29 protein-coding genes, 1 tRNA gene and 1 pseudogene are annotated in these 26408 nt (G+C 65.9%); 8 read left to right on the top strand and 23 right to left on the bottom strand.

What is annotated here, in order from left to right:
* Positions 1-164 precede the first annotated feature (164 nt).
* Entirely contained in the window at positions 165-710 is a 546-nt protein-coding gene (locus tag ACIA8E_RS38265; RefSeq protein ID WP_399305812.1) for a hypothetical protein, read from the bottom strand.
* Positions 711-1717: 1007 nt separating this feature from the next.
* Between ACIA8E_RS38265 and ACIA8E_RS38270 the strand changes: the two genes are divergently transcribed.
* Complete coding sequence (locus ACIA8E_RS38270; RefSeq protein WP_399305815.1) at positions 1718-2008, top strand: CPCC family cysteine-rich protein; 291 nt, start codon at positions 1718-1720, stop codon at positions 2006-2008.
* A gap of 217 nt (positions 2009-2225) precedes the next feature.
* On the opposite strand, the gene ACIA8E_RS38275 is transcribed toward ACIA8E_RS38270, so the two are convergent.
* The 3 genes from ACIA8E_RS38275 to dcd all read right to left on the bottom strand — a co-directional run bounded on the left by ACIA8E_RS38275 (position 2226) and on the right by dcd (position 4147).
* Complete coding sequence (locus tag ACIA8E_RS38275; protein WP_399305818.1) at positions 2226-2951, bottom strand: nucleotidyltransferase domain-containing protein; 726 nt, start codon at positions 2949-2951, stop codon at positions 2226-2228.
* 101 nt (positions 2952-3052) lie between these two features.
* Positions 3053-3562: a phosphoribosyltransferase gene (locus ACIA8E_RS38280; RefSeq protein WP_399305821.1), complete on the bottom strand. Its 510-nt coding sequence runs from the start codon at positions 3560-3562 to the stop codon at positions 3053-3055.
* A gap of 9 nt (positions 3563-3571) precedes the next feature.
* The gene (gene dcd / locus ACIA8E_RS38285) at positions 3572-4147 is read right to left on the bottom strand and encodes a dCTP deaminase (RefSeq protein WP_030977663.1); all 576 of its coding nucleotides are present in this window, start codon (positions 4145-4147) and stop codon (positions 3572-3574) included.
* Positions 4148-4624: 477 nt separating this feature from the next.
* Here dcd and ACIA8E_RS38290 point away from each other — a divergent pair.
* Positions 4625-4698, top strand: a tRNA-Gly gene (locus ACIA8E_RS38290).
* 51 nt (positions 4699-4749) lie between these two features.
* Here ACIA8E_RS38290 and xerC read toward each other — a convergent pair.
* From xerC to ACIA8E_RS38355, 13 genes and pseudogenes are all read right to left on the bottom strand, one after another.
* On the bottom strand, positions 4750-5898 hold the full coding sequence (xerC, locus tag ACIA8E_RS38295; RefSeq protein WP_399305921.1) for a tyrosine recombinase XerC: 1149 nt from the start codon (positions 5896-5898) through the stop codon (positions 4750-4752).
* A gap of 33 nt (positions 5899-5931) precedes the next feature.
* Positions 5932-6141 carry an excisionase family DNA-binding protein gene (locus ACIA8E_RS38300; protein WP_399305825.1) on the bottom strand — a complete coding sequence of 70 codons (210 nt, stop codon included), beginning with the start codon at positions 6139-6141 and terminating at the stop codon, positions 5932-5934.
* Complete coding sequence (locus ACIA8E_RS38305) at positions 6134-7297, bottom strand: AAA family ATPase (protein WP_399305828.1); 1164 nt, start codon at positions 7295-7297, stop codon at positions 6134-6136. Before ACIA8E_RS38305 ends, ACIA8E_RS38300 begins: the two co-directional genes overlap by 8 nt.
* Entirely contained in the window at positions 7294-8196 is a 903-nt protein-coding gene (locus ACIA8E_RS38310; protein ID WP_399305830.1) for a bifunctional DNA primase/polymerase, read from the bottom strand. Before ACIA8E_RS38310 ends, ACIA8E_RS38305 begins: the two co-directional genes overlap by 4 nt.
* 89 nt (positions 8197-8285) lie before the next feature.
* On the bottom strand, positions 8286-8636 hold the full coding sequence (locus ACIA8E_RS38315; protein ID WP_399305833.1) for a hypothetical protein: 351 nt from the start codon (positions 8634-8636) through the stop codon (positions 8286-8288).
* Between the two features lies 1 nt (position 8637).
* Positions 8638-9249 carry a hypothetical protein gene (locus ACIA8E_RS38320; RefSeq protein WP_399305836.1) on the bottom strand — a complete coding sequence of 204 codons (612 nt, stop codon included), beginning with the start codon at positions 9247-9249 and terminating at the stop codon, positions 8638-8640.
* 11 nt (positions 9250-9260) lie between these two features.
* A complete protein-coding gene (locus tag ACIA8E_RS38325; RefSeq protein ID WP_399305839.1) occupies positions 9261-9449 on the bottom strand; it encodes a hypothetical protein in 189 nt (62 codons plus the stop codon).
* Between the two features lie 39 nt (positions 9450-9488).
* The gene (locus tag ACIA8E_RS38330; protein WP_399305841.1) at positions 9489-9740 is read right to left on the bottom strand and encodes a hypothetical protein; all 252 of its coding nucleotides are present in this window, start codon (positions 9738-9740) and stop codon (positions 9489-9491) included.
* A gap of 140 nt (positions 9741-9880) precedes the next feature.
* Positions 9881-12132: pseudogene (locus tag ACIA8E_RS38335) on the bottom strand (cell division protein FtsK).
* 97 nt (positions 12133-12229) lie between these two features.
* Positions 12230-12616, bottom strand: a complete 387-nt coding sequence (locus tag ACIA8E_RS38340; RefSeq protein ID WP_399305843.1) for an RRQRL motif-containing zinc-binding protein — start codon at positions 12614-12616, stop codon at positions 12230-12232.
* The gene (locus ACIA8E_RS38345) at positions 12616-13263 is read right to left on the bottom strand and encodes a GGDEF domain-containing protein (protein WP_399305846.1); all 648 of its coding nucleotides are present in this window, start codon (positions 13261-13263) and stop codon (positions 12616-12618) included. Before ACIA8E_RS38345 ends, ACIA8E_RS38340 begins: the two co-directional genes overlap by 1 nt.
* The gene (locus ACIA8E_RS38350; RefSeq protein ID WP_399305924.1) at positions 13260-14273 is read right to left on the bottom strand and encodes a DUF2637 domain-containing protein; all 1014 of its coding nucleotides are present in this window, start codon (positions 14271-14273) and stop codon (positions 13260-13262) included. Before ACIA8E_RS38350 ends, ACIA8E_RS38345 begins: the two co-directional genes overlap by 4 nt.
* Positions 14273-14566, bottom strand: a complete 294-nt coding sequence (locus tag ACIA8E_RS38355) for a hypothetical protein (RefSeq protein ID WP_399305849.1) — start codon at positions 14564-14566, stop codon at positions 14273-14275. Before ACIA8E_RS38355 ends, ACIA8E_RS38350 begins: the two co-directional genes overlap by 1 nt.
* Positions 14567-14733: 167 nt before the next feature.
* Here ACIA8E_RS38355 and ACIA8E_RS38360 point away from each other — a divergent pair, with 167 nt between their 5' ends.
* Positions 14734-15090, top strand: a complete 357-nt coding sequence (locus ACIA8E_RS38360) for a GntR family transcriptional regulator (RefSeq protein ID WP_399305853.1) — start codon at positions 14734-14736, stop codon at positions 15088-15090.
* Between the two features lie 158 nt (positions 15091-15248).
* Positions 15249-16496, top strand: a complete 1248-nt coding sequence (locus tag ACIA8E_RS38365) for an XRE family transcriptional regulator (protein WP_399305856.1) — start codon at positions 15249-15251, stop codon at positions 16494-16496.
* A gap of 206 nt (positions 16497-16702) precedes the next feature.
* Here the strand turns inward: ACIA8E_RS38365 and ACIA8E_RS38370 are convergent, their stop codons facing one another.
* Together ACIA8E_RS38370 and ACIA8E_RS38375 are read right to left on the bottom strand one after the other, a co-directional pair.
* Positions 16703-17479, bottom strand: a complete 777-nt coding sequence (locus ACIA8E_RS38370) for a macro domain-containing protein (RefSeq protein WP_399305927.1) — start codon at positions 17477-17479, stop codon at positions 16703-16705.
* A 100-nt stretch (positions 17480-17579) separates the two neighbouring features.
* Positions 17580-18506, bottom strand: coding sequence for a TIR domain-containing protein (locus ACIA8E_RS38375; protein WP_399305859.1), 927 nt, complete (start codon positions 18504-18506; stop codon positions 17580-17582).
* Between the two features lie 440 nt (positions 18507-18946).
* Here ACIA8E_RS38375 and ACIA8E_RS38380 point away from each other — a divergent pair, with 440 nt between their 5' ends.
* On the top strand, positions 18947-19504 hold the full coding sequence (locus ACIA8E_RS38380; protein WP_399305862.1) for a hypothetical protein: 558 nt from the start codon (positions 18947-18949) through the stop codon (positions 19502-19504).
* Positions 19505-20134: 630 nt separating this feature from the next.
* Here the strand turns inward: ACIA8E_RS38380 and ACIA8E_RS38385 are convergent.
* A complete protein-coding gene (locus tag ACIA8E_RS38385) occupies positions 20135-20776 on the bottom strand; it encodes a hypothetical protein (RefSeq protein ID WP_399305865.1) in 642 nt (213 codons plus the stop codon).
* 325 nt (positions 20777-21101) lie between these two features.
* Here ACIA8E_RS38385 and ACIA8E_RS38390 point away from each other — a divergent pair, with 325 nt between their 5' ends.
* A complete protein-coding gene (locus ACIA8E_RS38390; RefSeq protein WP_399305867.1) occupies positions 21102-22040 on the top strand; it encodes a hypothetical protein in 939 nt (312 codons plus the stop codon).
* A gap of 671 nt (positions 22041-22711) precedes the next feature.
* Positions 22712-22804 carry a DUF6233 domain-containing protein gene (locus ACIA8E_RS38395; RefSeq protein WP_399305929.1) on the top strand — a complete coding sequence of 31 codons (93 nt, stop codon included), beginning with the start codon at positions 22712-22714 and terminating at the stop codon, positions 22802-22804.
* Positions 22805-22941: 137 nt separating this feature from the next.
* Here ACIA8E_RS38395 and ACIA8E_RS38400 read toward each other — a convergent pair whose 3' ends face one another.
* The 3 genes from ACIA8E_RS38400 to ACIA8E_RS38410 all read right to left on the bottom strand — a co-directional run bounded on the left by ACIA8E_RS38400 (position 22942) and on the right by ACIA8E_RS38410 (position 25175).
* A complete protein-coding gene (locus ACIA8E_RS38400) occupies positions 22942-23313 on the bottom strand; it encodes a hypothetical protein (RefSeq protein WP_399305870.1) in 372 nt (123 codons plus the stop codon).
* A gap of 788 nt (positions 23314-24101) precedes the next feature.
* Positions 24102-24683 (bottom strand): PIN domain-containing protein, encoded by a 582-nt coding sequence (locus ACIA8E_RS38405; RefSeq protein WP_399305872.1) that lies wholly within the window; start codon positions 24681-24683, stop codon positions 24102-24104.
* A 45-nt stretch (positions 24684-24728) separates the two neighbouring features.
* Complete coding sequence (locus ACIA8E_RS38410) at positions 24729-25175, bottom strand: helix-turn-helix domain-containing protein (protein WP_399305875.1); 447 nt, start codon at positions 25173-25175, stop codon at positions 24729-24731.
* A gap of 688 nt (positions 25176-25863) precedes the next feature.
* Between ACIA8E_RS38410 and ACIA8E_RS38415 the strand changes: the two genes are divergently transcribed.
* Complete coding sequence (locus ACIA8E_RS38415; RefSeq protein WP_030988248.1) at positions 25864-26079, top strand: DUF6243 family protein; 216 nt, start codon at positions 25864-25866, stop codon at positions 26077-26079.
* Positions 26080-26408: the final 329 nt, after the last annotated feature.

Below are 26408 nucleotides of genomic sequence, written 5' to 3' on the forward strand. Positions count from 1 at the left end.
CGCACGACGGCGCACCTCAAGCGGGTACTGGGAAGGACGTGCCATGACTCGATCCTCTCAAATGATCGAGTCCCTACCGAACCCGGAACGGTTCAGTGTGTGGGCCGAAGGCGGACGGGATGGGAGCTGGGGCGAGTGGTGGGCTGAGGGGCGTCAGCCGTCGGCTAGGCGGGAGGCGCGAAAGGGTTCCCGTTGGGCGTTGATTGACTGTCTCGCCGCGTCCGCGGTGACGGGACAGGAGTCCAATCCGGTCCGCGGTGCGCCAGCCACCATCGTTCGATGGTGTGGAATTTCTCCTCGAACCTGCGATCCCAGCCGAGGGCCCCAGTCATGGGTGCCCGCAGACGGGTACGGCAACCGCTGGCCTCATAGATCACGACGGTCCGCTGCCCCAGGGAAGACTCGGTGTGGACGCCTTGCACGTCGGACCACGGGATGATCTGGCGGCGCAGATTGTGCACGACGGCCGCCGATGGTGTGAGGGTGACCCCGTAGCGCGGGAAGACGATCATTGCCAATAACGGCATGGCGATCCACAGCCAAAGCGGGTTGGCAGCCCCAAGGCTGAACGGATCCCTTCTCATCCCGTCCAAGATCTCGGTGACAACACCGAGGACAGCAGCGGGCAGAAGGGGCAGCGCGCACTGGAAACGGGTCCGCCGGTAACGGATGCGCTCCGGCGGCGAAGCCTCGGCCTGCGCTTGCTTCACCAAACCCCACCCCACTGCACCGTGCAGCCGCCGCTGCGCATGATCGCCGATGCAGCATGTCGGAGCCCAGTCGCTCTGTCTAGATCCTCCGCGCAGCGTGCCCCCTGCGTGCCCGTTCAGCGGGAGACGAGCGGGGAACCACGGCTGGATGGGCACTCCCCCGCAGATCAACGACGCCGCAGCTCAGCAGGCGTCCGCGTACGGGGTCTTCCAAACTGGTGCACCGGTCGTCATTGAGGCTGCGCCTCAAGTGCGCTCGCATCTGGTGGAGGACGCAAGCGCCTGCCAGGATCAGGCTGTGAACGAGCCTTCGATTACCGCGAGATTGAGTAGAGCCCTCGACTGGGCAGGGCTGCCCCTGTCCGGCCTCCTTCTTTGGATCGGCGTCAGGGACTACCGCGCCGGCGGGTCCGTGGGTTGGCCAATTGGCGGAGCACTACTGGTTCTGGTCAGCCTTTGGGTGGTCTATCGCGGGATGCCTCGCCGGAGCAGTAAGACGACCGAGTCACCGTAGGCGTACAGCAGCTCCGTACCGCAACCCCAGCAACCGCCCCCGGCCGGTACCGTCTCTACGGGGCCTCGAGGCGGCCGGAATGGCCGTCGCTGACCGATCCGGCTAGAGCTACGGATCAGAAGGTGTCCGTGCCACAACCGCGCCAGATCGGGCGGGGAGTCACGGGGAACTGCGGCTACTGACGGTGGCCGATGCCAATAGCCGCCGAGTGATCTCACCGGCATCGAGCCCGAGAACTGTTCCGTCGCGGCTAACTGATCCGGTAAAGCCTGGGACTTTAAGGTGTGCCCGATCCGTGCCCGACAGGTCGGTAAGCCACGGTCAACAGCGGGTGCCAAAGCGAGCCCTAAGGTTCCCTCTGGCACCCATTGCCGCTGGTCAGGTCGCCAACCATGCCCATAGGCCCGGTGATTCCCAAGCTCATGGCTCCGCTGGCTGGGCAGCTCGTATCCATCCGCTCGCGATCGACGGCGATGCCAGGCAGGATGCCGTGATGAACACTCCGTTCCTCAACATCCAGGGGAAGGCCGAGGACGGTCCGCACCCCTGTCCCTGCTGTGGCTTCCTGACGCTCGGCGAGCGCAGCAACTTCGAGATCTGTCCGGTGTGCTTCTGGGAGGACGACGGGCAGGACGACCACGATGCGGACCGAGTTCGAGGCGGCCCCAACGGTCGGCTGAGCCTCACGGAAGCACGGAGGAACTTCCACGCGATGGGTGCTTGCGACGAGCGATGTACCCCGTTCGTACGCGCCCCACTGCCGACCGAACACCCCACGGTCTGACATCACCAGCTGACATCAACGTCGCCAGACGACAACGGATCACAGCGACTGAAGCTGGACCACGGACCGCCCAGCGAGCACAAGTCCGAGCCAGCCGCACGGATGAGGGATCGAACTCCTAAAGCGAGTGTCGCCGAGGTGCCTTCTACATGCGGCCGGCCAGACGGCAACATTGAGTGTGGGACGTCCGCCCAGAGCTCGAAATGTGGCTCGCGGATCAGGTGTGCCAGGGGAGTGCGTATCCTTCGCGCAGCGGTCCGCCGAGCAGATCGAGAACTTGCTCGGCTGCAGTCGCCAACGGTGCGGGGTCGGCGCGATCGGCGACGGCTTGATGGCCATCCAGCAGAGCCTTGCCACGTACCGGGTCCGCACTCAGCAGTCGGCGGGGCAGCCACTTGCCAATGCCCGTCCAAGCACCGTGGTGGGCAGTGAGCAGGTGTGCCGCCTCGCGCAGGGTGAAGTCGGCGAGGGAAAGCTGTTCATACCGATTGGCCGGCGGGGTGTCGACCAGGTCGTCCATGTAACAGGTGAGGCCGTAGCGACTTCGTTCCCTTTCAGCCGGCGTAAGGGGAGGAGGACCGCCCGCGAGCACCGCGCGGGCCTGTTCGCACGTTCGAGACAGGTGGCCGTGCGGGTCCATCAAGGGCAGGCCCTGGTCATAGATGAAAAGGAGCGTGCCTCGGCGGCGTGCCCTGTCCCACTCGAAGAGTTCCGGCACGTCCGCAAGGGTGGTCAGGAACAGCTCGGCGAGACGGCCCTCATGACGTATCACCTCACGGCGGCTAGTGTCCGAGTCCGGCAGAAGGACCGCCACGTCGAGATCACTGCTTGAGGTAGCGCGACCCTGGGCAACCGAGCCTCCTAGCACGGCACCCAGTGCGTGCGGGAAGCGCGTAGTGACCAACCGAAGAGCCTGGGCGGCAAAAGTGCCTTGATCATCCATGGCCGCTCATCGTGCCATCCCCAGAGGATGCCGACTAGGGGCCGATACGCCACGTAGTTCGCATCGAGGGGCTCGCTCGCTACTGAGGGGGTGGGCGCTGGTCAGAGCGCTTCCTTGTTCTCCCTGGGCGCCTCTCCCGACTTATGTACTGGAGGCAAGACACTCCACGGGAAGTTGATCCAGCGATCGGTCTTCTTCCACACGTACTCGCACTTCACGAGCGACTGCGACTTCTCGTAGATGACCGCGCTGCGCACCTCGGCAACGTGATCGATGCAGAAATCGCGGACCAGCTTCAGCGTCCTGCCCGTATCGGCGACGTCGTCGGCGATCAGGACTTTCTTGTCCGAGAAATCAATGACATTCGGAACGGGCGCCAGCATGACCGGCATCTCCAGGGTCGTCCCGACCCCGGTGTAGAACTCCACATTCACCAGGTGGATGTTCTTGCAGTCCAGCGCATACGCCAGCCCGCCCGCGACGAAAACCCCGCCCCGCGCGATGCTGAGCACCACGTCCGGTTCGTATCCGTCGTCGGCCACGGTCTGCGCGAGCTCCCGCACGGCATGACCGAACGCCTCGTACGTCAGGTTCTCTCGTACGTCATTCATGGTCCGGCATCACACCTGAGTCCGATGGAAGTTCATGAACGAACGCGAGGCCGTCGGCCCACGCTGCCCCTGGTAGCGCGACCCGTACCGCTCCGAGCCGTACGGGAACTCCGACGGCGAACTCAGCCGGAACATGCACAGCTGGCCGATCTTCATTCCCGGCCACAGCTTGATGGGCAGCGTCGCGAGATTCGACAGCTCCAGGGTCACATGCCCGGAGAACCCGGGATCGATGAACCCGGCCGTCGAATGCGTCACCAGCCCGAGCCGGCCGAGCGAGCTCTTGCCCTCCAGCCGCGACGCAAGATCGTCGGGCAGCGAGATGACCTCGTACGTCGAGGCGAGCACGAATTCGCCGGGATGCAGGATGAACGCCTCGTCCCCGTCCGGCTCGACCGTGCGGGTCAGGTCCGCCTGCTCGACGGCTGGGTCGATATGCGGGTAGCGGTGGTTCTCGAACACCCGGAAGTAGCGGTCGAGCCGCACGTCGATGCTCGAGGGCTGCACCATCGACGGATCGAACGGATCAATGCGGACCCGCCCGGCGTCGATCTCGGCCCGGATGTCCTTGTCTGAGAGAAGCACGTCCCGAGGATACGCAGAACGCGCGGGCCCGCCCCAACCGGACCGCCCCGCGCGCTCTGACACAACCGTCTGCCGACGCCTCTACCGCTCCTCGAACACCACCGGAACGGCATGCCGCAACCGGGCGCAACGCGGACAGCGGATAAGCCTCCCGGGACCGATCCGACCGGTCCCGAGCTGCTGCAGCGGGAACGAAGCGGTAGCGAAAATGTGCCCTTCGGCACAGCGGACGACGGTGCGCTCCATGGAGTCCATCAAGTCCCTTCCCCAACAAGCCTTGGACGAGAAAGCCACATTAGGGGATGAACAGGACGCCACTCCAGGCGGCACTCCGACTGCGTACGCTACGCCCCAACTCCCGCCCCCGGCAGCCGCATCCACACCTCGGACACGACACCCAGGCCCCCGGCTCACGCACCGGCGGCCTGCCATGGGGTAGAGTGTGCGACGATGAGCGTTGATCGACCAGCGCTCCGCGCGGGTGTAGTTTAATGGTAGAACATGAGCTTCCCAAGCTCAGAGCGCGAGTTCGATTCTCGTCACCCGCTCCATACAAAAGCCCCAGGCCAGCGGCCCGGGGCTTTCTTGTTGTCTAGACCGATCTAAGCGTCGCGCACCACCTCCGCACCACCTTGACCGTCTTTCCGCTGTTCAGCGCCCTTTCCCCGAGCGGCCCGGACCATCTTGTCCAGCCCGCGCGCCACCTCTTTCTGCCGCTCGTGATCCGAGTGCTGATAGATCAGCGCGGCCTTCTCGGACGACTGTCCTGCACGAACCATCGTGTCCTTGAGCGTTGCCCCTGAGCGCGTGGCGAGGGTGTGCCCGGTGTGACGAAGGTCGTAGAAGCGAAAGCTGTCGGGCATGCCCACCGTCCGTCGCGCCTTCCGCCACTTCCGCCCAAAGGATGAGCGGCGGAAGGGCGCTCCCTGCTCACCTACGAAGAGCAGTCCCTCCGGTCCCTTCTCCGCGTACCAGTCGAGATGCCTCCGCAGATCCAGGTGCAGAAAGGCCGGCAGGACGACGTACCGCTTGCCCGCCTCGGACTTGGTGTCGCCCACGGCGCGCTCCCCGGTGTTCAGCTCCGGTGCTGCCTTGCGAACCCGGACGGTCATCGCGTCCAGGTCCACGTCCTTGCGGCGGAGCTCCGCCTGTTCCTCCGGCCGCAGCGGACCGTAAGCGCCGAGGTAGACCATGAGGCGCCACCGAATGCCGACCGCCTCCGCGAGTGCATCCACTTGTTCCACCGTGGCGATCTCACGCTCGGCAGGCGACTCCTTGCCTGCGCCGCGGATGCGGCAGGGGTTGCGGCGGATCAGTTCGTCGTCGGCGGCGGTTTCGAGGATCGCTTTCAGCAGCCGGTACGACTTGGCCACGGTCGTTGCCCCGGTTGCCTTGCGTCGCTCTGCCCGCCACTCCCTGACCTTGGGAGCAGTGATCTGATCGAGGTCGACGCCCTCGAATCCCGGAAGGATGTGCAACCGCAGCAGTCGCCGGTAGAGCTCGTCGGTCGTCGCTGCAAGTTCCCGTTCGTCCACCCACTTCAGTGCGTACTCCCCGAAGTTGACTGCTCCCGCATCGGGGTCTCGCCAGTTCCCACGGGTGAGGTCAGCTTCCACCTGCGACAGCCAGACTTCAGCGTCCGTCTTCGTAGCGAAGGATTCCGGTGCTCGGCGCCGCTCCCCCGTCGAATCGAGGTACGAGGCGGTCCAGCGACCGGAGCGGTACTGCCGTACCGCTCCAAAGCGCCGCATGCTCTTGCCCTTCTTCGGACCCTTCTTCGGCACTTATGCAGCCCTCCTTGCACAGCGACGGGGACGGACCGGCTCGACAGTGTTGGCCTTGATGTACGCGAAGAGGACGCTCTCCGCGATGCGGACGTGCGCGCCCACCTTTACGAAGGTGATGCGCCGCTCGGCAACGAGCCGTCGGGGGAAACGCTCGGTCGTACCCAGAAGGTCAGCCACTTCAGGGATGGACAGATACCTCTCACGCAAGACGCTCTCCTTGCTGTGTTGGGCCGGAACCGGACAGCCCGGACAGCTCCTCTTCTGACTGTCCGGGTAGTTCTTGCTGGTCAGATGGGGTGACCGGACAGTCGGACAGCTGGGACACCTCCGGTGTGGCCTGTGTCCGCGTCTCGGTGTCCGGGAAGTACCGTCCGCCGCTGCCCTTGGTGACCTGTCCGTCAGCAGCCATGCGCGAGCACGTCCGGCGCACGGTGTCCGCATCGGTGCCCGGGAGCGCTTCCGCGATGTCACGCGGCTTGGCACCTGGGTTTGCCCGCACGTACCGCAGGATCGCGGCCCGGGTGTCGCCCACCGTGTGATCGGACGCCGGACCATCGAGCAAATGCCAGGCTCCGGACGCCTCTTGAAACTGCAGCGCATATTCGGCTTCGCTCACATCGCGGCCGGTGACGTGCAGGATGCCGTCGGCCTGTCCGCGGGCCCGCTTGAGGACGAGCGTGGCGTCTGCCGCGCCTGCGATGCCGTTGGTGCCGGAGACCTCAGTAAGGAAGTCCTCGGAGGCCATCTTGCGGACGTGGTGGACCAGGACGACAGCGATGCCGTAGTGATCCGCGAGCCGCTTCGCGTAGCCGACAGAGACGTAATCCGCGTCGTAGGCCGACACACCCTGCGGGGCCTGTCCGCGCATCTTGGCGAACACGTCGATGACGACCATTCGCGCGTCGGGATTGCGCTCCAGCCACTGCGCGATGGCTTCGCTACCGCCCTGAGGAAACGGAGGACATTCGGTCACCAATGTGAGCCCTGACGGTGCGGGCTGTCCGCCCAAGAGCTTGCCCATGCGGCTCTTCAGGCGGCGTGGTGTGTCCTCCAAGGCGAGGTAGAGCACCGGGCCGCCGCCGACAGGCACGGAGTCGAAAGCCTGTCCGCCGGCAGCCACAGACAGACCGAGTCCGAGGGACAGCCATGACTTGCCGACCTTGGGCGGTCCCGCGAGTAGCGTCACGCCTTCGGCGATGATGCCGGGAACGGCCCATTTCGGCTCGGGAAACTCAGTCGCCATGAGCTGATCAGCAGTCCACGAAGTGCGGGGCCGCTCCCGTACCTGCGACGTCGCAGGTACGGGCTGAGGTCCACTCGGAACGGAGTACAAGTGCAGCGGAGGAATCGGGTTGGCGCTCATGCCGCCACCGTCCGAGGCCGCTTGGCACCGGCGCGCAGACCGGATTCGATGGTGCGCAGCGCCTCACGCTGATCTTGTCCGACCTGCAATGCGGCAGCGGTGAGCCAACCGGTCACTTCGGCTTCGCCCAACTCTCCCCCAGCAACGAGTTGACCGAGGGCGACGGCGGCGACGTAAAGCGCGTTGTTGTGCCTGTGCGGCCCAGAGCCGGTGACGCGCTCCAGTTCCCCATTGACCGCGGACCGCAGCCACTTGCCGCGTCGGTCGGTCGAGAGATCTACGATCACGCGCTTCTGAGGCGGGAGCGGCGCGGGCCGCAGCAAATCCGTGAGCCAGTCCGGGAGAACAACAACGGGAACGTTCCTGGTGATCTCATATGGGTGGTTGTTGATGACGCTGCCGGGACCGACGACGTAGCCGCCGCCAGCACGTGTGTCCACCTTCCAACCGAGCTTGCCCGCACTGTTTCGCAGCTCCACTCCTGCGGGCGCTGCGAAGTACAGGTGAGATCCGCCGCTGGCAGTTCCCACACCAAACGTGTCCGGCGCGAACAGGGATTCGTCATGCTGCTCTCGCAGCATGCGGAACACGTCGGCTCCGTCCCGGACACCGCCTTCGGCCCATTCGACCGGCGGCACGTCGTTCGCGCCCTTGCTCGTGTCGAGGTCGACAACGACCAGACCGGAGGGCCCGGTGGCGATGCCGACGTTGTACGGGGCGTACGTCCAGCAACGGCGGATCCGCTCGCGATCGGTGGTGGCACGGCATTCCCACTCGGTAACCGCCGGACGCTTGTCTCCAGGGCGGAGCGGGAAGACGCTCCAACCCCGCTCCGCCGCATCGAGCGCGGCACGCAGCAGGCGTGCGCGAAGGCGTCCAATGCTCTCGGGATGGGTCATGCTGGGTGTCTCCTGTTCTGTCTTCGGATGGGCAGGGAGAACCGCGGCGGCGGGCGACCTTGCTGGGGAGTCCCGCCGCCGCGGCGTTGCTACTGGTGCTTGGCCCAGTGGGTGTACTGCTGGCGCACGTAGTGGCGCGGGTCGCAGATGACGGTGGTGTCGGCCAGGTCCATCAGGCGTCGGGCTGCTTCCGTGGCCACCTCACTCGCGTCACCCGGGGTCCCGGCGCGTTCGTCGTCGAGGGCGATGCGGTCGAGGACTGCGGCCTTGCGGAGCCAGAACTCCCGGCCCAGCGCAGTGCCGAACGGCTTGTCGGCCGCGGTCTGTGCGGTCCACCCGATCTCGCGGATGATGCTCGGGGCGAGCGTGTAGGCAGCTTCCGGTGTCGGCCAGTCGCCTGGTTCCGGGTGGTGCTCGGTGCTCGGGTGCAGCTGTTCCATCTCAGTGCTCCTTGGTGATGTCGAGGGCGGGGAGTTCGGGCAGTCCGGCGCGCGTGAGCGCAGCGGGGTCGTAGCCGGGAAGGGCCTCGCGGTAGATGAGGGCTTGGGCGAGCGCGGTGGCGTAGGCGGCTCCTTCGCGGGCGACCTCGATTTGTGCTCCGGCGCGCAGGGCTTCGACGCGTTCGGTGTGGGCGTGCTCTTCGCGCCGCACCGTTTTCTGCCGGTTATGGGCCACGGTGTCGCGGCGGTCGGTGCGCCAGTACCGGGCCGCGATGCCGTACGCCACGGCGGTGGCCAGCACCCAGAGCAGGAGCGGCAGGGACAACCCGTCGGCGTATCCGGCGACGCCTGCGAGGGCGAGGCCCCCGGAGGTGGTGAACGCGGTCGCGGCGAGAACTCCGTCACCTCCACCCCGTCCGGCGGCGGCGAAGGCGCCGGCCGTTGCGGCTCCGGCCGCGAGGACGACTATCAACGCGGCGTTGCCGACGGAGTGTTCGGCGCCGTTGGCGTTCCAGATCCGCCCGAGGATGAGCACGGTGGATGTGGCGACGGCCGGGGCAACTTTCGGGGCCGCGAGGGCGACCCAGTGGTGTTGAACGAGTGGTTCATTCATGGCGGGGTCTCCTACAGGTTGGGGATGGCGTCGATGACGGCGGTGGTGAGTTCGTTGATGGGTCCGGAGGCGCCGGTGGAGGCGAGGAAGAACCCGAACATGACGGCGATGAACGCGGCGCCGTAGCCGAGGGTGTTGGAGCGGAGCAGGAAGAACAGGACCAGTCCGAACAGCAGGACCAGCGAGACGGTGACGGCCACGACGGGCCCCTTTCCGGTGTGGTGATGCGGGACGGTGGGTTAGCGGGTGCCGTCGCGGTGGAGGCGGGCGGCGACGTTGTAGAGGTGGCGGCCGACGCGTATCCGCTTGCCGGTGGCCTTGCAGCGGCGGCAGTCCTTGCCGCGCTTGGTGCGGCCCTTGCGGTCGGTCTTGGTGGCGTGGCCGAAGCCGTGGCACTTGCGGCAGTTCCCGAACGGCGAGGCCGCACACAGGGATGCGTAACTGAGGGTGACGAAGAGGAGGAGTGCGCTAGCCAGCAGGGCAGGGGTCATGGCGGGGCCTCCGGGCCTGTTTCAGGGGTTTTTGCAGGTGGACCGCTATGCGCTAGCGGCCTGATCAGATGCCAGATGGGCCGCTATCGGGGCTGCTATCGATAGCAGGGTGTGGCGCTATCGATAGCAGCTCCCGCGGGTCAGCTCGCGTCCCGATTTCCGTTACGCTCCGCAACCACAGCGGTGATGTCGTCGCGCTTGATGCCGCGCTTGTTGACGAACTTGCCGTCGATGCGGCGGCCCACCTGCCCGGCCGCGATGCCGTACGGCTTGAGTGCTGCGGTCAGGTGCGCGGTCTGCTCCTCACCGGACATACGGACCCAGTCGCCGTAGCGCTCCGGCCGCAGGTCTGCGAGGCGTTCGACCACGGTCTCGTTCCACACCTTTGACTCGTCCGCGGGGATGACCGCGAGGATGTCCGGCAGCAGCGAGTCCGCGGCGCCCTGACTGGCCTCGAACGTCTCCCCGGCCGCGTGGCCGGTGAGGGTTCCGGCGGCTTCGCGCAGGCGGCGGGCCCGAAGCCCGATCACCTCGGCGGTGGGAGCGTCGACGTAGACGGACGAGACGATCCTCGCGTCGGAGCCTTCACCGACGAAGTAGTGGATGCCCTTGTCCTTCCAGCTGAACATCGTGGCCCGGATCCCCCGCTTGTAGCTGGACGTACCGAGCACCATGTCGTTCTCCAGCTGCCCCATGACTTTCAGGCACCACCGGGCCGACGCGTTCGCGCTGATCCCGGTGGGCAGGGCCTTGGCGTCCGGGCGCTGCGTGGCCAGGAGCAGGACGATGCCGGTGGCGGGGCCGCGCTTGACCAGGTCGGTGCAGATTTCTTCGAACTCCCCGCCGTGCTTGGGGTGCTCGAACCACACCTGGCACTCATCCACGCCGATCACGATCGGGTGCAGTCCGAGCTTGGGCTTGTTCGCCAGCTCGGACGTCACCTTCGACTCCGGGCAGATGTCCCGCGGCAGGGACCGGATCATCTTCGCCCTGCGGCGGAGTTCGGTGCGCAGTTCTCGCAGGTCAGCGAGCGCGTACTCGATGTCCTCGTCGTCGTCTCCGGCCCGGTGGCGGTGCGAGACGCGCTCGCCGACGGGGTCGAGGTCGCCGGTTCCCTTGAGGTCGTAGGTGTGCAGCTCGGCCCGGGTGTCGAGGGCTGCGATGAGCAGGAGCAGGCGCAGGAGGAATGTCTTGCCCATCCTCGGGATGGCGCCGATGACGCCTGCGATGTACATCAGGGTGATGTCGACCCAGCGTCCGCGCTGGTCAGTGCCGAAGGAGACCGGCTTGAACAGGTCGACGGAGCCGCCCTCGGTCAGGGGCCATGCGGGCTTGGTGGCGGTCGACATGTCCTGATCACCGACCCACAGCACCAGGCGCCCGGTGTGCTCGTCCGGGACCCCTTCGGGCCACACGCAGCCGAGCGGGCGGCGCAGACCGGAGGCGAGCTTGTCGCGGCGCTCGATCACGTCGGTGACGGTCACGCCATAGGGGAGGTCGCCTTCCGCACGCCAGCCGGGGCCGTCGCGGGTGATCGGGGCGGTGAACGTGAACCCGTCCCGCCCCTTGCTCTGCACCTGGTTGATCGCCGTGATGCCCAGCGCGCCGAGGGCCCGCAGCACGATGTCGGACGTGAGTTTCGGTGCCTTGGTCATCTCCACAGCCCGGGTGATGACCGGGGCGTCGGCCTGCGTGCCGGCCGAGCCGAGCGCCATCAGCACCGCCCCGACAGACAGAGCCTGCAGCCAGCCGGGGGCGAGCACGTAGATGGCGAGCGCGGCACCCAGCCCGACGAACATGGCCAGCACCGTGATCAGAGTCCGCAGCCTCACCCGGCCGTCCCGCTGCCGGGACAGCTTCAGATACTCGGCAGCGTCCTCGCGCCGGACCGAGGCAAGTCGGACCGGCTCGCCCTCCCGGTCGGCTACCCACCGCATCGTGCCGCCCACGAACTTCGCCGCACCCCGCGGCGACTGGAAAGCGAGGCGGGCGGCGTAGTACGGGGACCGCAGCGCGTGATACCCGGCCAGGTGCCCGTAGTGGCCTGCGGCCCACCGTGTGGCGGTCCGTAGCTCGGTGGTGGAGCGCAGCCAGAGCGGCACGATGGCGCGGCGCTTGGTGCCCATGAGTCGGCCCAGGAAACCGGGGCCGACCGGCTGCGGACCGGCTGCGGACCGTCGACCATTGCCCGCTCGGTCGGGTCGCCCGACTCATGCCCCGACTCACCGGGGCAGGAGTCGGCCGACGGGCCGGTGCGCGGGTCGGCCGACTCGGTACGGGCCGACCGCACCCTGTCGAGGTCGACCACATCCGCATCGGAGTCGGACCCAGGGTGGGTGGCCATGTCGGCTTCGAGTCGGTTGAAGAGTTCGTTCTCGTCGTCGTGATTCACTGACTGTCCTTCCCGGACAACTGGGGTTGGAAAGGGGTCCGGACGGCGCTTTGGACGGCCTACCGTCCGGACCCCGCTTTGGTGGGCGCTGTGCAGTTCAGGCGGCGCGCTGTTCTTCGGGGTAGGCGCAGGCTGGGCACATGCCGAGCGAGGTCGGAATGCAGTACCCGGCATCCGTGCGGCACTTGGGGCAGGTTCGGCGGGCGGTCATCGCTTTGGCGAGTGCGGCGGTACGGCCCGGTGTCATGGGGCGTACGGGCTTGGCCAGGTCGAGGCGGTAGAGGTAGGCGACCGACACCCCGGCTTTGCGGCGGCGGGAGCGGCGCATCACCTGCGCGGCGACAGGCTGACCACCGGGTCGCAGTCCGCGGGCGCGGAGCTGGCGGCGGGTGGCGTAGCCGTCGGGGGCGTACTTCCACGGGAAGGTCGGTATGCCGTGCAGGGTGCCGGTCGGGTCGTAGCACTTGCCGAACGTCGGGGACATCAGGCCGCCACCCCAGGGGCCGCATCGGCACCGGAGCCGCGGCGGCCGGCACGGCGTCCGGACCAGGTGGCGAAGAGCCTGCCGAGCCCGGCTCGGCGTACCCCCGCCCGGCCCTGCTTGGCCGCGTACATGGCCTCATCCGCCCGGCGGAGCAGCCCAGACAGGTCCTCGCCCGGGTGGTCGGCGGCGCGGACCCAGCCGAGCGACACCGTGGTCTGCACCGCCGGGTCAAGGCCGTCCGCGGGACGGGCGAGCACCCCGTGCAGGACCGCGAGCAGGTCGGCGGCGGTGCCGTGGTTGTCGATGACGACCGCAGCGAACTCGTCACCGCCGAGCCGTCCGGCAACCCCGTGCCGGCCGACGTAGTGGGTCAAGCGGTCCGCGGTCGCCTTCAGCAGCGCATCCCCGGCTGCGTGGCCGAAGCGGTCGTTGATCTGCTTGAAGTGGTCGACGTCCGCGAGGGCCACGACCGCTTGCGGGTTCTTGAGCAGGGTGGTGGCGCGGCGGGTGAAGCCGTCGCGGGTGCGGAGCCCGGTGAGCGGGTCACGGCGGGCGGTGTGTAGTCGGCGGAACATCCACACCGTGTGGACGGACCATCCGGCCACGAGCGGACCGGCAGCGGCAAGGGTCGTTAAGAGGCTGCTCATGCCGCCACCGCCCCGGTGCGGTCGCCGTTATCGTCCTGCTCGGTGTCGGTTTCGAGGCCGTGCAGCGGGGTGGCTGCGGCCCGTTCGGCCTTGAGGGTGTCGCGCAGGGTGCGGGCGGTGGCCTGCGAGACGTGTACCGCGGTGCGGATGCCGTCCGCAGTCAGCGCCGCGTCCGGCCAAGCGGTGGTGATCTCCCGCGCCTCGGCCAGGACCTGCTCCGGGGTCCGTTTGCCCTTCGCCTTGCTCTGGGTGCGGCGCGCGGGCCGCTTCGCGGACGGCTTCGGCTTGGCCTCGGGGCCGCCGTTCTGCTCCGGCTGCGGCTTCTCGGTGGGCGGCTCTGCCTCACTCGGAGGATTGGCCTCCCCGAGCTTCATCAGCACCCGTTCCGGGCGGGGCGTCTTCGACCGCCACAGGCGGCCGTGTCGCTCGCGCAGCTCGGCGCGGGCCAGCTGACGTTCCCGCTCCCGGGACAGCGCATCGGCGTAGGAGGTGATCTCCCACAGCGTCATCCGGCGCCACAGGGCGAATGTAGAGGGAAAAGCGAGCAGCCAGCGTGAGGCGCGAATCTTGTCCATGCGGCGGCCGGTCACCGCGCCGATCCGTACCGCGTAGATGTGGGCGCCGATCTCGGAAAACACCACCCACAGCAGCGGCATCGTCCCGTGCGCGACCTTCGCCCATGTGCCGTGGCCGGCCGAGACGTTCAGGCCGCAGGTCACCAGGGTGAGGACCCAGGGCACGAACCGCACCCAGGCCAGCGCCATGTCCATCCGGATCAGCAGCAGGTTCGCCACCGAGAACACCGGGATGGACACGTCCATGCCGACCGGCACCATCCACGGCTCACTGAACCCCCACCGCAACGCAGCAGCGGACACCGCGTCGAACGAGGAGATCAGACCCAGCGCGCCAACACCCGCCGCAGCGAGAGCGCCTAACCCGGCCAGTCCCATCTCCGGGCGGGTCAGCGGCGGAACCACCGGCCGATCCGCGGACTGCGTGGTGGGCATCATGCTGCTGCCGCCTTCCGGGACGGCCGACGGCGGCCGACCGGCCGCGGCAGCGGGATCACGTTGAACAGCTCCGGCGCGAATGCCTCGATTGCCTCGGCAGCGACCCGGCTCACGCGGTCGGGCAGGTCAGGGTTATCGGCGAGGATGTCGCGGGCCGCGTCCATGCGGGCCGCCCGCTCCATCTCGCTCTCGCCCTCCACCCCGAGCCACAGCTCAACCGGGGTGCCCAGGGCCAGTTCCACAAAGTCGGTGTCCGAGACGACCTCGTGGCCGCCGATGAATGCGCGCATTGAGCGCTCCTGAGAGTCGAAGTAACAGGGAGAGGGTCAGGCGGCGGGCGACCTTGCTGGGGAGTCCCGCCCCCTTCGATCTGAAACTAGCATGCACCAGTGCGCGCTAGTGCACAACCCTGCGCGACACAGCGCTGTAGTGCGCGCTAGTGGTTACCCTCAAAGGCATGAGCGTTGTGTCGCGCGACCCAAGACCGAAGCCCGTGGTACTGGCGCATGTCATGCGCGGCCGCATCGAGAGCGGCAAGTACCCCGACGGCAAGCTGCCGACTACTCGCGAGCTGGCCCAGGAGTTCGGGTACGCCGGACAGACCGTGCGAGACGGCCTCGGACTCCTCGTACAAGAGGGACTGATCTTCTCGGCGGGGAACCGCGGATACTTCATTGCTGGTGACAGCGAAGCGCCGCCGACTCGTAAGACGTCGGGCGTAGACGAAGAGATCAAGAAAATGCGCCTCCAGATTCAAGCTCTAACCGCCCGGGTGAAGGCACTCGAAGAGGGCTCCCACTCGGGTGGTGCGTGATCTGGCATAACCATGCAGCGCACAGGGGCTGTGATTTAAGTGACAGGAGGGGGGTCAGGGATGTGGGCAGGGGACATCTCAGGCGTCACCGCGTTGTCCTCTTGCCTGTCCCCCCTGCTAGCGGACCAGACTCGCGGTAGTCACTCGGAGGAGGACACATGAGCGACGAAAGGCCCGTGTGGGCACAGCGGATCGCGGCTGAACGGACGGCGCGTAGCTGGTCGCAGCTCGACGCGGTGAAGGCCATGCGGGCCCACGCTCCTACGGAACTGCCGGCCGACGACAGCATGGTTCGCCAGTGGAAGCGCTGGGAGGCCGGAACGAAACCGGGAGACTTCTACCAGCCGATCATCGCAGCCATGTTCGGCACAGTGACACACGCGATCTTCCCCATCCCGGGCCGTAGGAACGGCAATCGGGAAATTCTGGTGGCCAGCGGCATGGAAACGCTCGAAATCGTTAGCCGACTGAACAAGTCAGATGTCGATAACGCCACCCTTGAAGCACTTCGCATCACGACGGACCGCCTATGCTCCGAATACCCTTACATGCCGAGCGAGCAGCTCCTCATCGAGGGTCGACAGTGGCTGAAGCGAGTAGTTGACCTTCACTCAAAAAGCCTCACCTTGGCCCAGCACCGTGAGGTACTCGCACTCTCCGGTTGGCTCGCGCTACTTGTGGGCTGCGTCGAGTACGACACCGGCGCCAGGCATGCAGCCGAATCAACCCGGCGCGCTGCCCTGTCCCTAGCTTCCGAGGCCGACCACGCCGAGGTAGCAGGCTGGGGACACGAGATGCGCGCTTGGTTTGCCCTCACCACCGGCGACTACCGTGGCGTCATCGCGGCGGCACAGGCAGGCGCCCAGGTAGCGCCTCATCACAGCGTCGCCGTACAACTCGCAGCGCAGGAAGCGAAAGCTTGGGCACGGCTGGGGGATCGCCGGCAGGTCGAGGTCGCTCTCGACCGTGGCCGACGTCTTCTCGAAGGGATGCCCCATCCCGAGAACCTCGATCACCACTTTGTCGTAGACCCAGCGAAGTTCGATTTCTACGCCATGGACTGCTACAGGCTGGTCGGCGAAGACAAGCTCGCACAGACTCTCGCCGGCGAAGTACTCCGGGCAGGCACCGACTTCGACGGCACGGAGCGGTCTCCGATGCGCAACGCTGAAGCACGGGTGACGCTCGGAGTAACTGCCGCACGCAGTGGTGACCTTGACCAAGCGCTGATTCACGGTGAACGCGCGCTTCAGGGGCCGCGGCAGTCTGTGCCTTCGCTCATCATGACCAGCCGAGAACTCGCAGCAGTCGTCAGGGAGCGCTACGGTGCAGAACCGGCCGCGCAGGAGTACCTGACCCATCTGCGCGATCTTGGACAGACCGCACCTGGATTCCTGCCGTCATAAGCCGCGCGCACAAGCACGGCCAAGCCCCCGGACACCGCTCCGGGGGCTTTGAAGTGTCCCAGCTGTCCGACTGTCCGGTTAGAGACCTGACCTGCGACGATGCAAGGGACACCCCGGGCAGGAGCTGGCGAAGTCACCCCTCGTGAGTCGTGGGCGCTGGAGGCGACGTCCTTCTCTCAGAAACCTTCTCCATCTCCTCAAGCAGACTAGAGAGAATAGAGAAAAGCTCTCACTTCATTCATATCAAGACGGTCTTGATCTTGTGGATGAACGACGATCGTGAGCTCCTTCGCGATCACAGATTGGCGCGAGCGAGCAACAAATGAAAGCGTCACCATTTTTACTATGCTTTCATAGTCTAGGTTATCCACCCGCGCAAGGTCGGACCCGATTACCGGCATCGACACTCGATCGCGACCCCCGTTCATTGATATCTCATCCCAGAGACACCGCATGCTGTCCCATAGGGAATCGACACTGGATCGCGCCACGAGATCGTTACTCAACCTAGAGTAAGCGATGCAATAGTAGTTCCTCTCGTCTCCTATTGTGACAACCGTCCCAATGGGGTAACGCCTAAGATTTCCTTTCGGCTTATCCGATCTCAGCTCAACCGATTCAATCGACTTCCCTCGCAGAGCGACACTTAAGTCACGATTTAGGCGAGTGAGATCATCCGAATACAGCCGTCGAGCAAACTGGCCCTGAACACTAGTCTCTGAAATCGCTTCTCGAACCCCTACGCCCGTGTCAAATGTATCCGTAAAACCTATTACAAGCTGAGACGTTTCAGCAAACAGATCCCCCTTCTTCACAGTGACCTTAAATGAGGGATTAGAGAATTCGCGACTAATGAACCCCTTAGGCGAGGATCTGAAGATGCCCCAAATAACGGAAAGGGCGAGCAGAGCTAGTAGCACTCTCCAACCCTTCAATGGACCCACATCGACAACAGTAAGCACCAGTTGAACGGCCCCAGACATAGCGGCGAACGCCACGGAAGCGTTTACGAATGCGAGGGTTAACCCTCTCCTGGTTCCCAACGTCGCAAACAAATTTCGCCTGGAATGCACTCGACCTCCACTAGAACGGCGCCATGGACACCCACTGACCCTTCCTCCCGGGCAATGCGATGGTCCCTCCTATACGGTATTTAGAAGCGACGGCTTGAAGTTCTTCGACTTGCGCTTGAGCTATTTCCAACCCCTCTGGGGTGACTGTAAATTGCACATCATTTTCCGTCTTAATTCTCATTTCCATCATATGCTCCTGACCAACTACCCGCGCGACAGCCCCCGCGAATCGATTAATACGCTGGCGCTGCAGCTCACGCTCATCCTGAGCCCTCGCCTCATAAGGATCATAATCAATAGTGTAGCGAGTCGAACTATTGACGTCCCTCGAAGATTGCACCCGCGACTCCAGGCTGCGGATTTGGAGCGTCTGCTCTCTGACTAGTGCAACCAATTCGTTCAAGATGTCGGGCGTTTCTCGAACGGGTGTGTCATTTTCAGGTTGCGCCGCTCTAACTTTAATCAGGGACTCATCGAGATCAGTCCAGAATCTGTTGAATACGACTTCGAGGCGCTCGCCATCGACATTCGGATCACATTTAGAATTCATGCTCTTAACCAGGGCCCAGACATCGCTCTTCGAACTACTCTCCGTCGCCTGAAACTGGGCCACAGGGCCCGTTAGATCCTTCACAGCGAGATCTAGCAAGAAAGGAGCCAACATACTTTTACCCAATTCCCGAGATAGGGCCCCAGATTCAAAATTTATCCACGGGGCCGACTGATTCTCTCGAGTTACACAAACGATTCCGTACGTACAGTCGTTAAGCTCATTTGCGATCTTGTCGAGCCCCCTCTCACCTTTCGAAATATCCTGGGAAGAAACGAACGGCTCGATGGCCTGATTCATGTACGGAAGCCAATCGCGGAGCGCCTCCGCGCACATCCTTGACGCCTGCCCCGACCAACTGATAAATACGCGCATGCCGATTCCCATCTCGGTAAATCCGTTATCAAATCACAATCATGCCGATGGATCACATCACTTGTCTTGTGATCAGCGAAACTCCCTGAACCGTTTTCTCTCGCAGTCACTTGGGGGCTCAACGTCGGTTCGTTCGCTACCGTTCGGCGCCGGCCGCGAAGGGCAAGTGCCCCCTGAGGACCGCCCGGGGCTGAGACCGCCCAAGGGACGGACATGGGCGCCGCGCGGCGAGCGCCCGGTGGTGCACTGCCTTGCCGTGGCCTACTACTCCAGTTGTAGATCATGATCACGGTTGAGCTGCTGCTTGTCGCAGGTAGTGGCTGTCGCGGGCTCGGGCCTGGTGGCGTCGTCGCCAGTGGGACCAGCGGTGGCGGTGCGCTGCAGCGTGGGCGGGCTGAAGCCATTTTGCGCACGAACTTCCCGCACCCGCCCAGGCCGTGCAGAGTTTGCCCATGACAGGTGAGGTGGCAACAATCATCGCCGCGGCGATAGCGGCAACAGGCGCGCTCGTCGGAGTGTTCAGCGGCATCATCGTTGGCCGTCGCCAGGTAACGGATCAGGCATCCGTCGAGCACGGGCAATGGCTTCGGGGGCAGCGTCAGGAGGCATACACCGTGTTCCTGGCTGCTTGGGACGCGGGCATCTGGGAGTTTGGAGAGATGATCCGGGAGCCATACGCCTTGATCCATGCGGCTGAGACGTACGAGGGGGACGGGTTCGAAGAGATGCAGAAGCATCTATACGAGAAGTCGTTCCTGACATGGCAGAGCATGCAGCGGCCCCTGGAGCGAGTGCAGTTGCTCGGTCCCGACAGTGTCGACGAGGCTTGCACCTCCCTGGCCGCTGCTGCGGATGCCCTGGAGACAGCTGCGCGAGTCAACTCTGGCACCCCCGAGTGGCCGGACTACAGAGCGATCGGTGATGCTCACGACCTTGCTCAAGAGGCCCGGGAACAGTTCCTGAAGGCATCGCGCCAGGCAATGCGCACCCCGCCTCATCCCAGCCGGTGACCACGCGATCCTCCTCGCCTTCAGTCTCACCGCAGATCGGTCGGACAAGATGAGAACGCTTCAGAAGCCTGAAGTTGCGTCATTCGGTGGCGGGACTTCTGCGCAAGGAGAGACATCCTGGCTACCGGGGTAGGGACCCGGCGGGGCTCAGAAGAGCTCGCGGGACGTCGCACAATCCGCGCCGCGCAGCAACGAGACGACCGAGTCCCCGGCCGAAGCATCCGGGGACTCGGAACTGTCCCAGCTGTCCGACTGTCCGGTTAGACCTCTGACCTGCAACAACGAGGCGGACAGTCAGAGTGAGCGCTGTCCGGGGTGTCCGGTTACAGACGGCTGTAACATCCCCGGATGTTGCAGCCCGGTGGCGAAGCCACCCCTCGTAGGTCGCGGGCGCCGGAGGCGCCTTCCTTCTCTCAGAAACGCGCACCACGTCGCACCACCTCCGCACCATCTGCGGCGGAGAACCACGGTCAACGGCGGTCAACCCCACCGAGGCGCGAAGTAGGCATCGACTCCATCCCTGCAGGCCAGAGCGCCCACAGCGGGACGTCTTCTCAGGATTCCCAAGCTGAGAGCGCGAGGCCGTTGCTCGTTGTCCATCCTGGGGACCCATGGCCGCAGGAACTCACATCAGCCGAGCCCGGGGGGCGACGGCGTGCCTGCACTGTTGCGCTCGGCGCGGCGCCGGAGCCGGTCCTCCTCCTGGGCCTCCGCAATGGCCTCCCACTCGTCCCGCTTGGCCTGCATGGAATCCCGCGCCTCCCGGAAGGCGTGGTTCGGTTCGGGCAGCGCCTCTTCCCGCTGCCACGCTCCTACGCACTCCACAGCATGGGCAATCATCCCGCGCAGCACTCCAGCACGGGAACGGCCGTGGAAGGCATACACCAGCCCGCTGTCCCACTCCTCCAGCAGGTTCATGGTCTCCTTGAGGCGGTGGCGCAGCTTCTTGTCCCGGATGACCCCGATGGCCAACCGGGCCGGCGCAATGAAGTCTTGTAGCTTCTCATCCCACGCCTGTCGTGCCGCCGCTACGGCGGCGGTCGCCCCGGCCTCCATCCCCGGCTCCCATTCGCCTGGGATCTCCCGGACATGCCTCTGAAGAACACCAAAGGTCTCGGCCAACGTGGCAACGGCTTGGTCCTGCTTGGCCTGGAGGCGGGCCGAGCGGGCATCGGCCAGTGCCTTAGCCTGCGCCCGGTGTGTACCGAGGTATGACAATCCCGCACCCACCAGGGCGCCGACGAGTCCGGAGACGGGTGAGATCCAGTCCATGGCCGCCAGTCTGCGGGATGGTCTATTGCTCTGGCAGCGTGATCACAAACGAGGAGGCGGCTGCAATATCCCTGGGTGTTGCAGCCCGGTGGCGAAGCCACAGCGCTGGTTCGACTGACGCCGGACCGCGGGTCGGTATGCATCCGGTGTGACGTTGGCAAAGGCCGGTGCGGCTTGGCAAAGCGTGCACAAAGAACACCACCTGCCGTACAACCCGTTGCCGGGGTCGCAGGTCAGAATCACGCGAGCCAACAGGCTCCTAGATCACTTGGGCCCCGCGTGACGACTTCTGCACCGCGGGACCCCTTCTCCACATGGGGAACACATGCGCATACGTGCCACCCTGGCCGCCGCGACGGTCTCCGGCGCTCTCGCCCTGGCCGCTTTCGCCGTGCCGGCCGCGCAGGCGACCGACGGAACGGGCCTGGCGCAGGCCCACAAGCTCGCGCAGCAGGCCTCGGGTCACCAGTCGGGCATGCAGGCCCGCTCGCTGACGGCCGCCGACTCCGGCGACCCGTACGTGCTGAACGCCACCTTCTCGAACATCAAGGTGAACAGCAGCAAGTCGGCGATCGTCGTCGGCACCACCAACACGGTCCACGTCTCGTACAGCTTCACCTTCACCCACGGCTCGGACGCGGACCCCACCGCCGACGACTTCGTCTCGGGCATCGACCTCTACCGCAACACGGACGACGGGAACTTCCTGTTCGGCGACGCTCCGGCGACCTGCACGGCCGCCTCGTCGACCGTTGCGAACTGCAAGGGCAGCATCGACATCAACCCGCAGGAGGAGCTGACCAACACCGACGCCGGCGCCCACTGGACCGGCGAGGCGTTCGCCACCGCCTACAACGGCCAGGACCCCAGCGACCCGAACGCCGACTGGAGCAAGGTCGGCACCGCGTACCAGGACGCCGTGTCCTCCAACGCCCTCCAGCGCTACTCCAAGCTCACGGTCAACGCGTCGCCGGAGCCGGTGAAGAAGGGCGGCACGCTCACCATCACGGGCGCCCTGACCCGCGCGAACTGGGACACCCACAAGTACGCCGGCTACACCGTCCAGCCGGTGAAGCTACAGTTCCGCAAGAGCAGCTCGTCGTCGTACCCCACGACCTACCTGAAGACGGTCACGTCGTCCTCCACGGGCTCGCTGAAGACCACGTACACCGCCACCTACTCGGGCTACTGGCGCTACAACTTCCTCGGCACCTCCACCACCCCGGCCGTCAAGGCCACGGGTGACTACGTCGCCGTTCAGTAGCGGTCCCCTGGCACGACAACCCGACCGTGGTCATGCGGCGCGCGGCCGCGGCAAGGGCCGGCCTCCAAGAGCATGGCCGCATCTCGCTCCCAAAGCGGGTGTCAGCCCACGCGTCCTGAGTTGAACCTGCTGCGAGGTCTCGACTGCCGGCCGAGCGGGCAAGTAGTCTCGTTCGTCGCCGTTTGTGGCCGTTCAACTCTCCTGCAGGCAGTTCAGGGGCCAGTCTCCTGCAGGCAGTTCAGGGGCCAGGCCCACGGACGGCCGTGAACCAGGACGAACGGGGCCGTGCAGAGTTGGAAAGCATGTCGGGGCAACCCCGCCCATTGCCGCCAGAGCCGCTCGGTTAGCCAAGACGAGCACATTACGTCCCGAGCCCCTGCCCTAGCGGTGGGGGCTCGGCCGCGCCCACGCCACTACAATCGAACACGTGCCCTATCTGCCGCCCGATCTGCCTCGCCTCCGCACCCTGCGGACCTGGCACGCCATGTGGGTGGAGCGCATCGACTAGGCGATCGCGACGGTCGAGCAGCGGGAGAAGGAGCGGCAGCAGGGCGCCTGAGCGGCGGCCGCCCACACCGGACTGGATCGTTGAGCTCAGCATCGGGGTCGGCGCCCGTCCCATCGAGGTCCCCGTCGGCGGCTGGTGAGCCGCCGGAAAGCGACACCGCACCATCACCCGCGAGCAGGCTCTCGCCGCCCTCACCGACGGGATCCGGGCCTGCATCCACTGCCGGCCGGACGTCGAGCTCGGGGTCCTCGGGTAGTCAGCGACGCAGGCGGGAAACCGTCAGTGTGTGCGCGGTAGAACTTTCGCTACGCCGACCTCATCTTTACTCTGCCGGAGGCATCTCCCGATGTCCCCAGACGTAACCCAGCCCAGTTCACCTATCCCCGAGTTGGCTCAGTATCCGCCGTAGCCGTAGCCGTACCCGTTGCCGTAGCCGTACCCGTTGCCGTAGCCGTACCCGTTGTCGTAGCCGTACCCGTTGCCGTAGCCGTAGCCGTACCCGTTGCCGTAGCCGCAGTACCCGTTGCCGTAGCCGTAGCCGTAGTACCCGTCGCCGTAGCCGCAGTACCCGTTGCAGTCACCCCACCAGCCGCACCGGTCGTAGGAGTGGCTGGCCGCGGAGGTCGCGTGGGCAGGGGCGGCCGCGGAGGTCGCGTGGGCAGGGGCGGCCGCGACCGCCCCTCCGGCACCAACAGCGGCGCCACCAGCCAGCATCACACCGGCGGCGGCTACAGCGAGGGAACGCTTGATATGAGGTGTTCGCATGAGTCTCTACCTTTCCTTCCGCCACCGAAGATCGAAGACGGGTGGCCGCAGCGCATGCAAGGCATACGGTGCGGTTCGCAGAGGTCACAGCTCGAAGCGGGAGCACGTCTCGTCGCTGATTGGTTCCGGCCCTTCCGGAATCTTGCTGCCCGGGGCGTGCCCCGGTTGCGACTCTCACAGGCATCACGTTAGTAGCACATACCCTCTCCAGCATCTTGAGCAGAAATCTGCTCAATTCCGCAGGTCAGCGGTCGGCGCTCAGGCCCGAGCCATGACGTCCCCCCTGACGCCGTCCCTCTTCGACGGTGACGCCCCAAAGGCCCACACCACCCGCATGGAGTATGGGCAGAGAAGTGGAGAGACAAGGCGATCGGCGCGCCGAGGGCGGGCCAGACGATTCAGTCCGTCGAGCAGCGCGGGAAAGCGAGATTTCCCGGGCCGTCGTCGCGCAAACGTTGCCTGATCCGGCCTGGTAGGTCGCAGTCGCCGGAGGCGACTTCCTTCTCTCAAAAACACGCACGACGTCGCACCACCTTCGCACCATCTGCGGCGGAGAACCACGGTCAACAGCGGTCAACCCCACCGAGGCGCGAAGCACGCATTGACGCTATCCCTGCAGGCCAGAGCCCCCACAGCGGGACGTCTTCTCAGGATTCCCAAGCTCAGAGCGCGAGTTCGATTCTCGTCACCCGCTCCATACAAAAGCCCCAGGCCATCGGCCGGGGGCTTCTTTGTTGTCTGGTCCGCTTCAGGGGTTCGGCACCACCTTCGCACCGCCAGCCCTCGCGTCACCTCATTCGGCGCCCGAGGTGTCCCGTCAGCAGGTCGGCGAAGACGGGTAGGCCAGCCTTCGCGAGACGGGCGACGGCATCAGCGAGGGTGACTGGCGAGTTGCGCTTCTCTCCGACAAGTCTGACTACCGTCTCCGCCACTTCGTGCGGCAACTCCTTGTACAGCCCGCACAGGTACGAATCCGGGTCGATTACTCGCACTCCACGCTCGGCCAAATCATCGGCAGGGAAGTCGGCAAGGTTCCACGTGATCAGCGCGTCGGCACCGGCCGCCACCGCTGCCGCTGCCGCCGAGTGATGCCGGTCGTCGGGGTCATCACCCGGCATTTCATCCACGAGGTACCCGTATACCGCCGCCTCGATCTCGCAGTCGGGGAAGAAGCGCCGGACGGCTTGGGCAACTGCGGCAGCCGACTTCGCCGAACGCTTTCCCTCCCGGACGATGACCCGCTCCCACTCCGCGAGCAGCCGTTCGGACCACACAATCTCGTGGATAGCGTCCTCGGTGAGAGCCAACATCACGTCCATGACCGAGAACGGAAACAGGACGTTGGTGTCCACAAAGACCCGCGCTGCCACGCTCCCCGTCATTCTTCACTTCGACGGCTACTCGTGACGCCCGGATCAATAGGGCAGATCGACGCCCAAGACATCTGCGATCTGGCGCCGCCCCTCTCTGCGGCGCTCACGCTGCCGCTGGAATGCCAGCACGTCCGCAAGGCGGACCACCCGGTGGCTACTGCCCGGCAGGTTCGCCGAGGGGATGTCGCCGGCATCAAGCAAGCGTGCGACGAACGGCCGAGACAGACCCAGAAGCTCAGCGGTCTCAGCGGGCGACAGCTGCACCTCGGACGCCAAGACCGTCACCGCATGCCCACGGGCAAGCTCACCGGCCGAGGCCAGAAGCAGGCGGACCAGCTCCCCAGGCAGCACGAGTTCGCTGCCATCCCGGGTGCGCACCAACACCTCGACCGCCTCCGGCGCCATCCGAGCAGTCGCCGCGAGCGCGCCCTGGTGAGAGGGATTCGGCTCTACCTTCTCGGCACGGGCAAGAACGCTGGAACGAGCCATGGCCGCCTCCAATCACTGACCTCACCGACCGATTCATCTGAAATAACTGTAACCTGAGGGTTCGGTGCGGGCAACCCCAAGGGAGACGGGATCTGCCGCTTCCCGCCGGAGCTACTTGGCCTGCTCACCGATCTGCGGGCCATCGACCCGTGGAGGCCCTCCGAACGAATACGTGAGCAGCACAGGCAAAGCTGACGCCCACGCCACCGGGTATCCCGGCGAACCACACCAGCGCGCTGGGCAACGCACGCCCCCTGCCAATGCCTCCCCCTGTCACCGCGCAAGAGGTCGTGCCACAACGTGCCAGTAGGAGCGGTAAACAGCGGTCACCAAAGGAATTGACGTAGCAGTCAGGACCTGACCATCAGTTGTCCGCCCGCGGCAGCCCAGTAACGCCCATCTGGACCTGCCCCGGGCGGGCGGCGACCACGGGCGGGTGCGGGCGGTGCTGAGATTCCCGGAAGGAAACGGTTGACCCCGGGCGCTCGCCGAAGGCCCGGCCGACGCCGGGGCGGCGAAAAGGTTGGTGTGCGGGGCCGACGGAACCAGGTAACGTCTTTGTCATGTTCTTCCAGACGCCGATTTACGAGTGAGAGCGTGATGGGCCCCTGCTGACGTCCTTCGACGTCGCCGCCCGTCCCCCACCGATGAATCCGTAGATCACTTCACATCAATACCGGGAGAACCCGTGACCGTGAGCAAGAACATCAACAACCCCGTGGGCATGGGCGGCGGCCAGCGCAAGAGGCTGTCCCGCGCCGAACGGCAGAACAACGGTCCGCACCGCAACCTCGACCGCCAGGGTGCAGCCGACCAGAAGGCGGAGCTGGTGCGCAAGATGCGTGAGAAGGCAGGCGCAGCTGAGGGCGCCGGGCAGGCGGGCGACGACACCGCACAGAGCTGACGCACCGCCGCCGCAGGCCGGCACCGCACGGGGCAGGGCCCGGACCGCGACGCGCGGTCTGGGCCCTGCTGCCGTATCGGGGCACTGATGCCGTACCGGGCGCGGCCGGTCCCGCTCAGCTCTCGGCCGACGACCCGCGTCTCAGCTGACCACCCGGGGCAGCCGCAGATTCGGCAGCCCCGTCACCGCCACCACCCCGAGCTGCACCAACAGCTCAGCGCGTTCCCCGTGCCCAGCCCGGGCGACACCGCAGCTAAGGCACACGCACCACGCCGCACCACCTCCGCACCATCTGCGGGGGATAGCCGCGGGCAGCAGCGGTGAACGCG

Origin of the sequence: Streptomyces sp. NPDC051664, from assembly GCF_044453545.1 — a bacterium.
Taxonomy (GTDB): Bacteria; Actinomycetota; Actinomycetes; order Streptomycetales; family Streptomycetaceae; genus Streptomyces.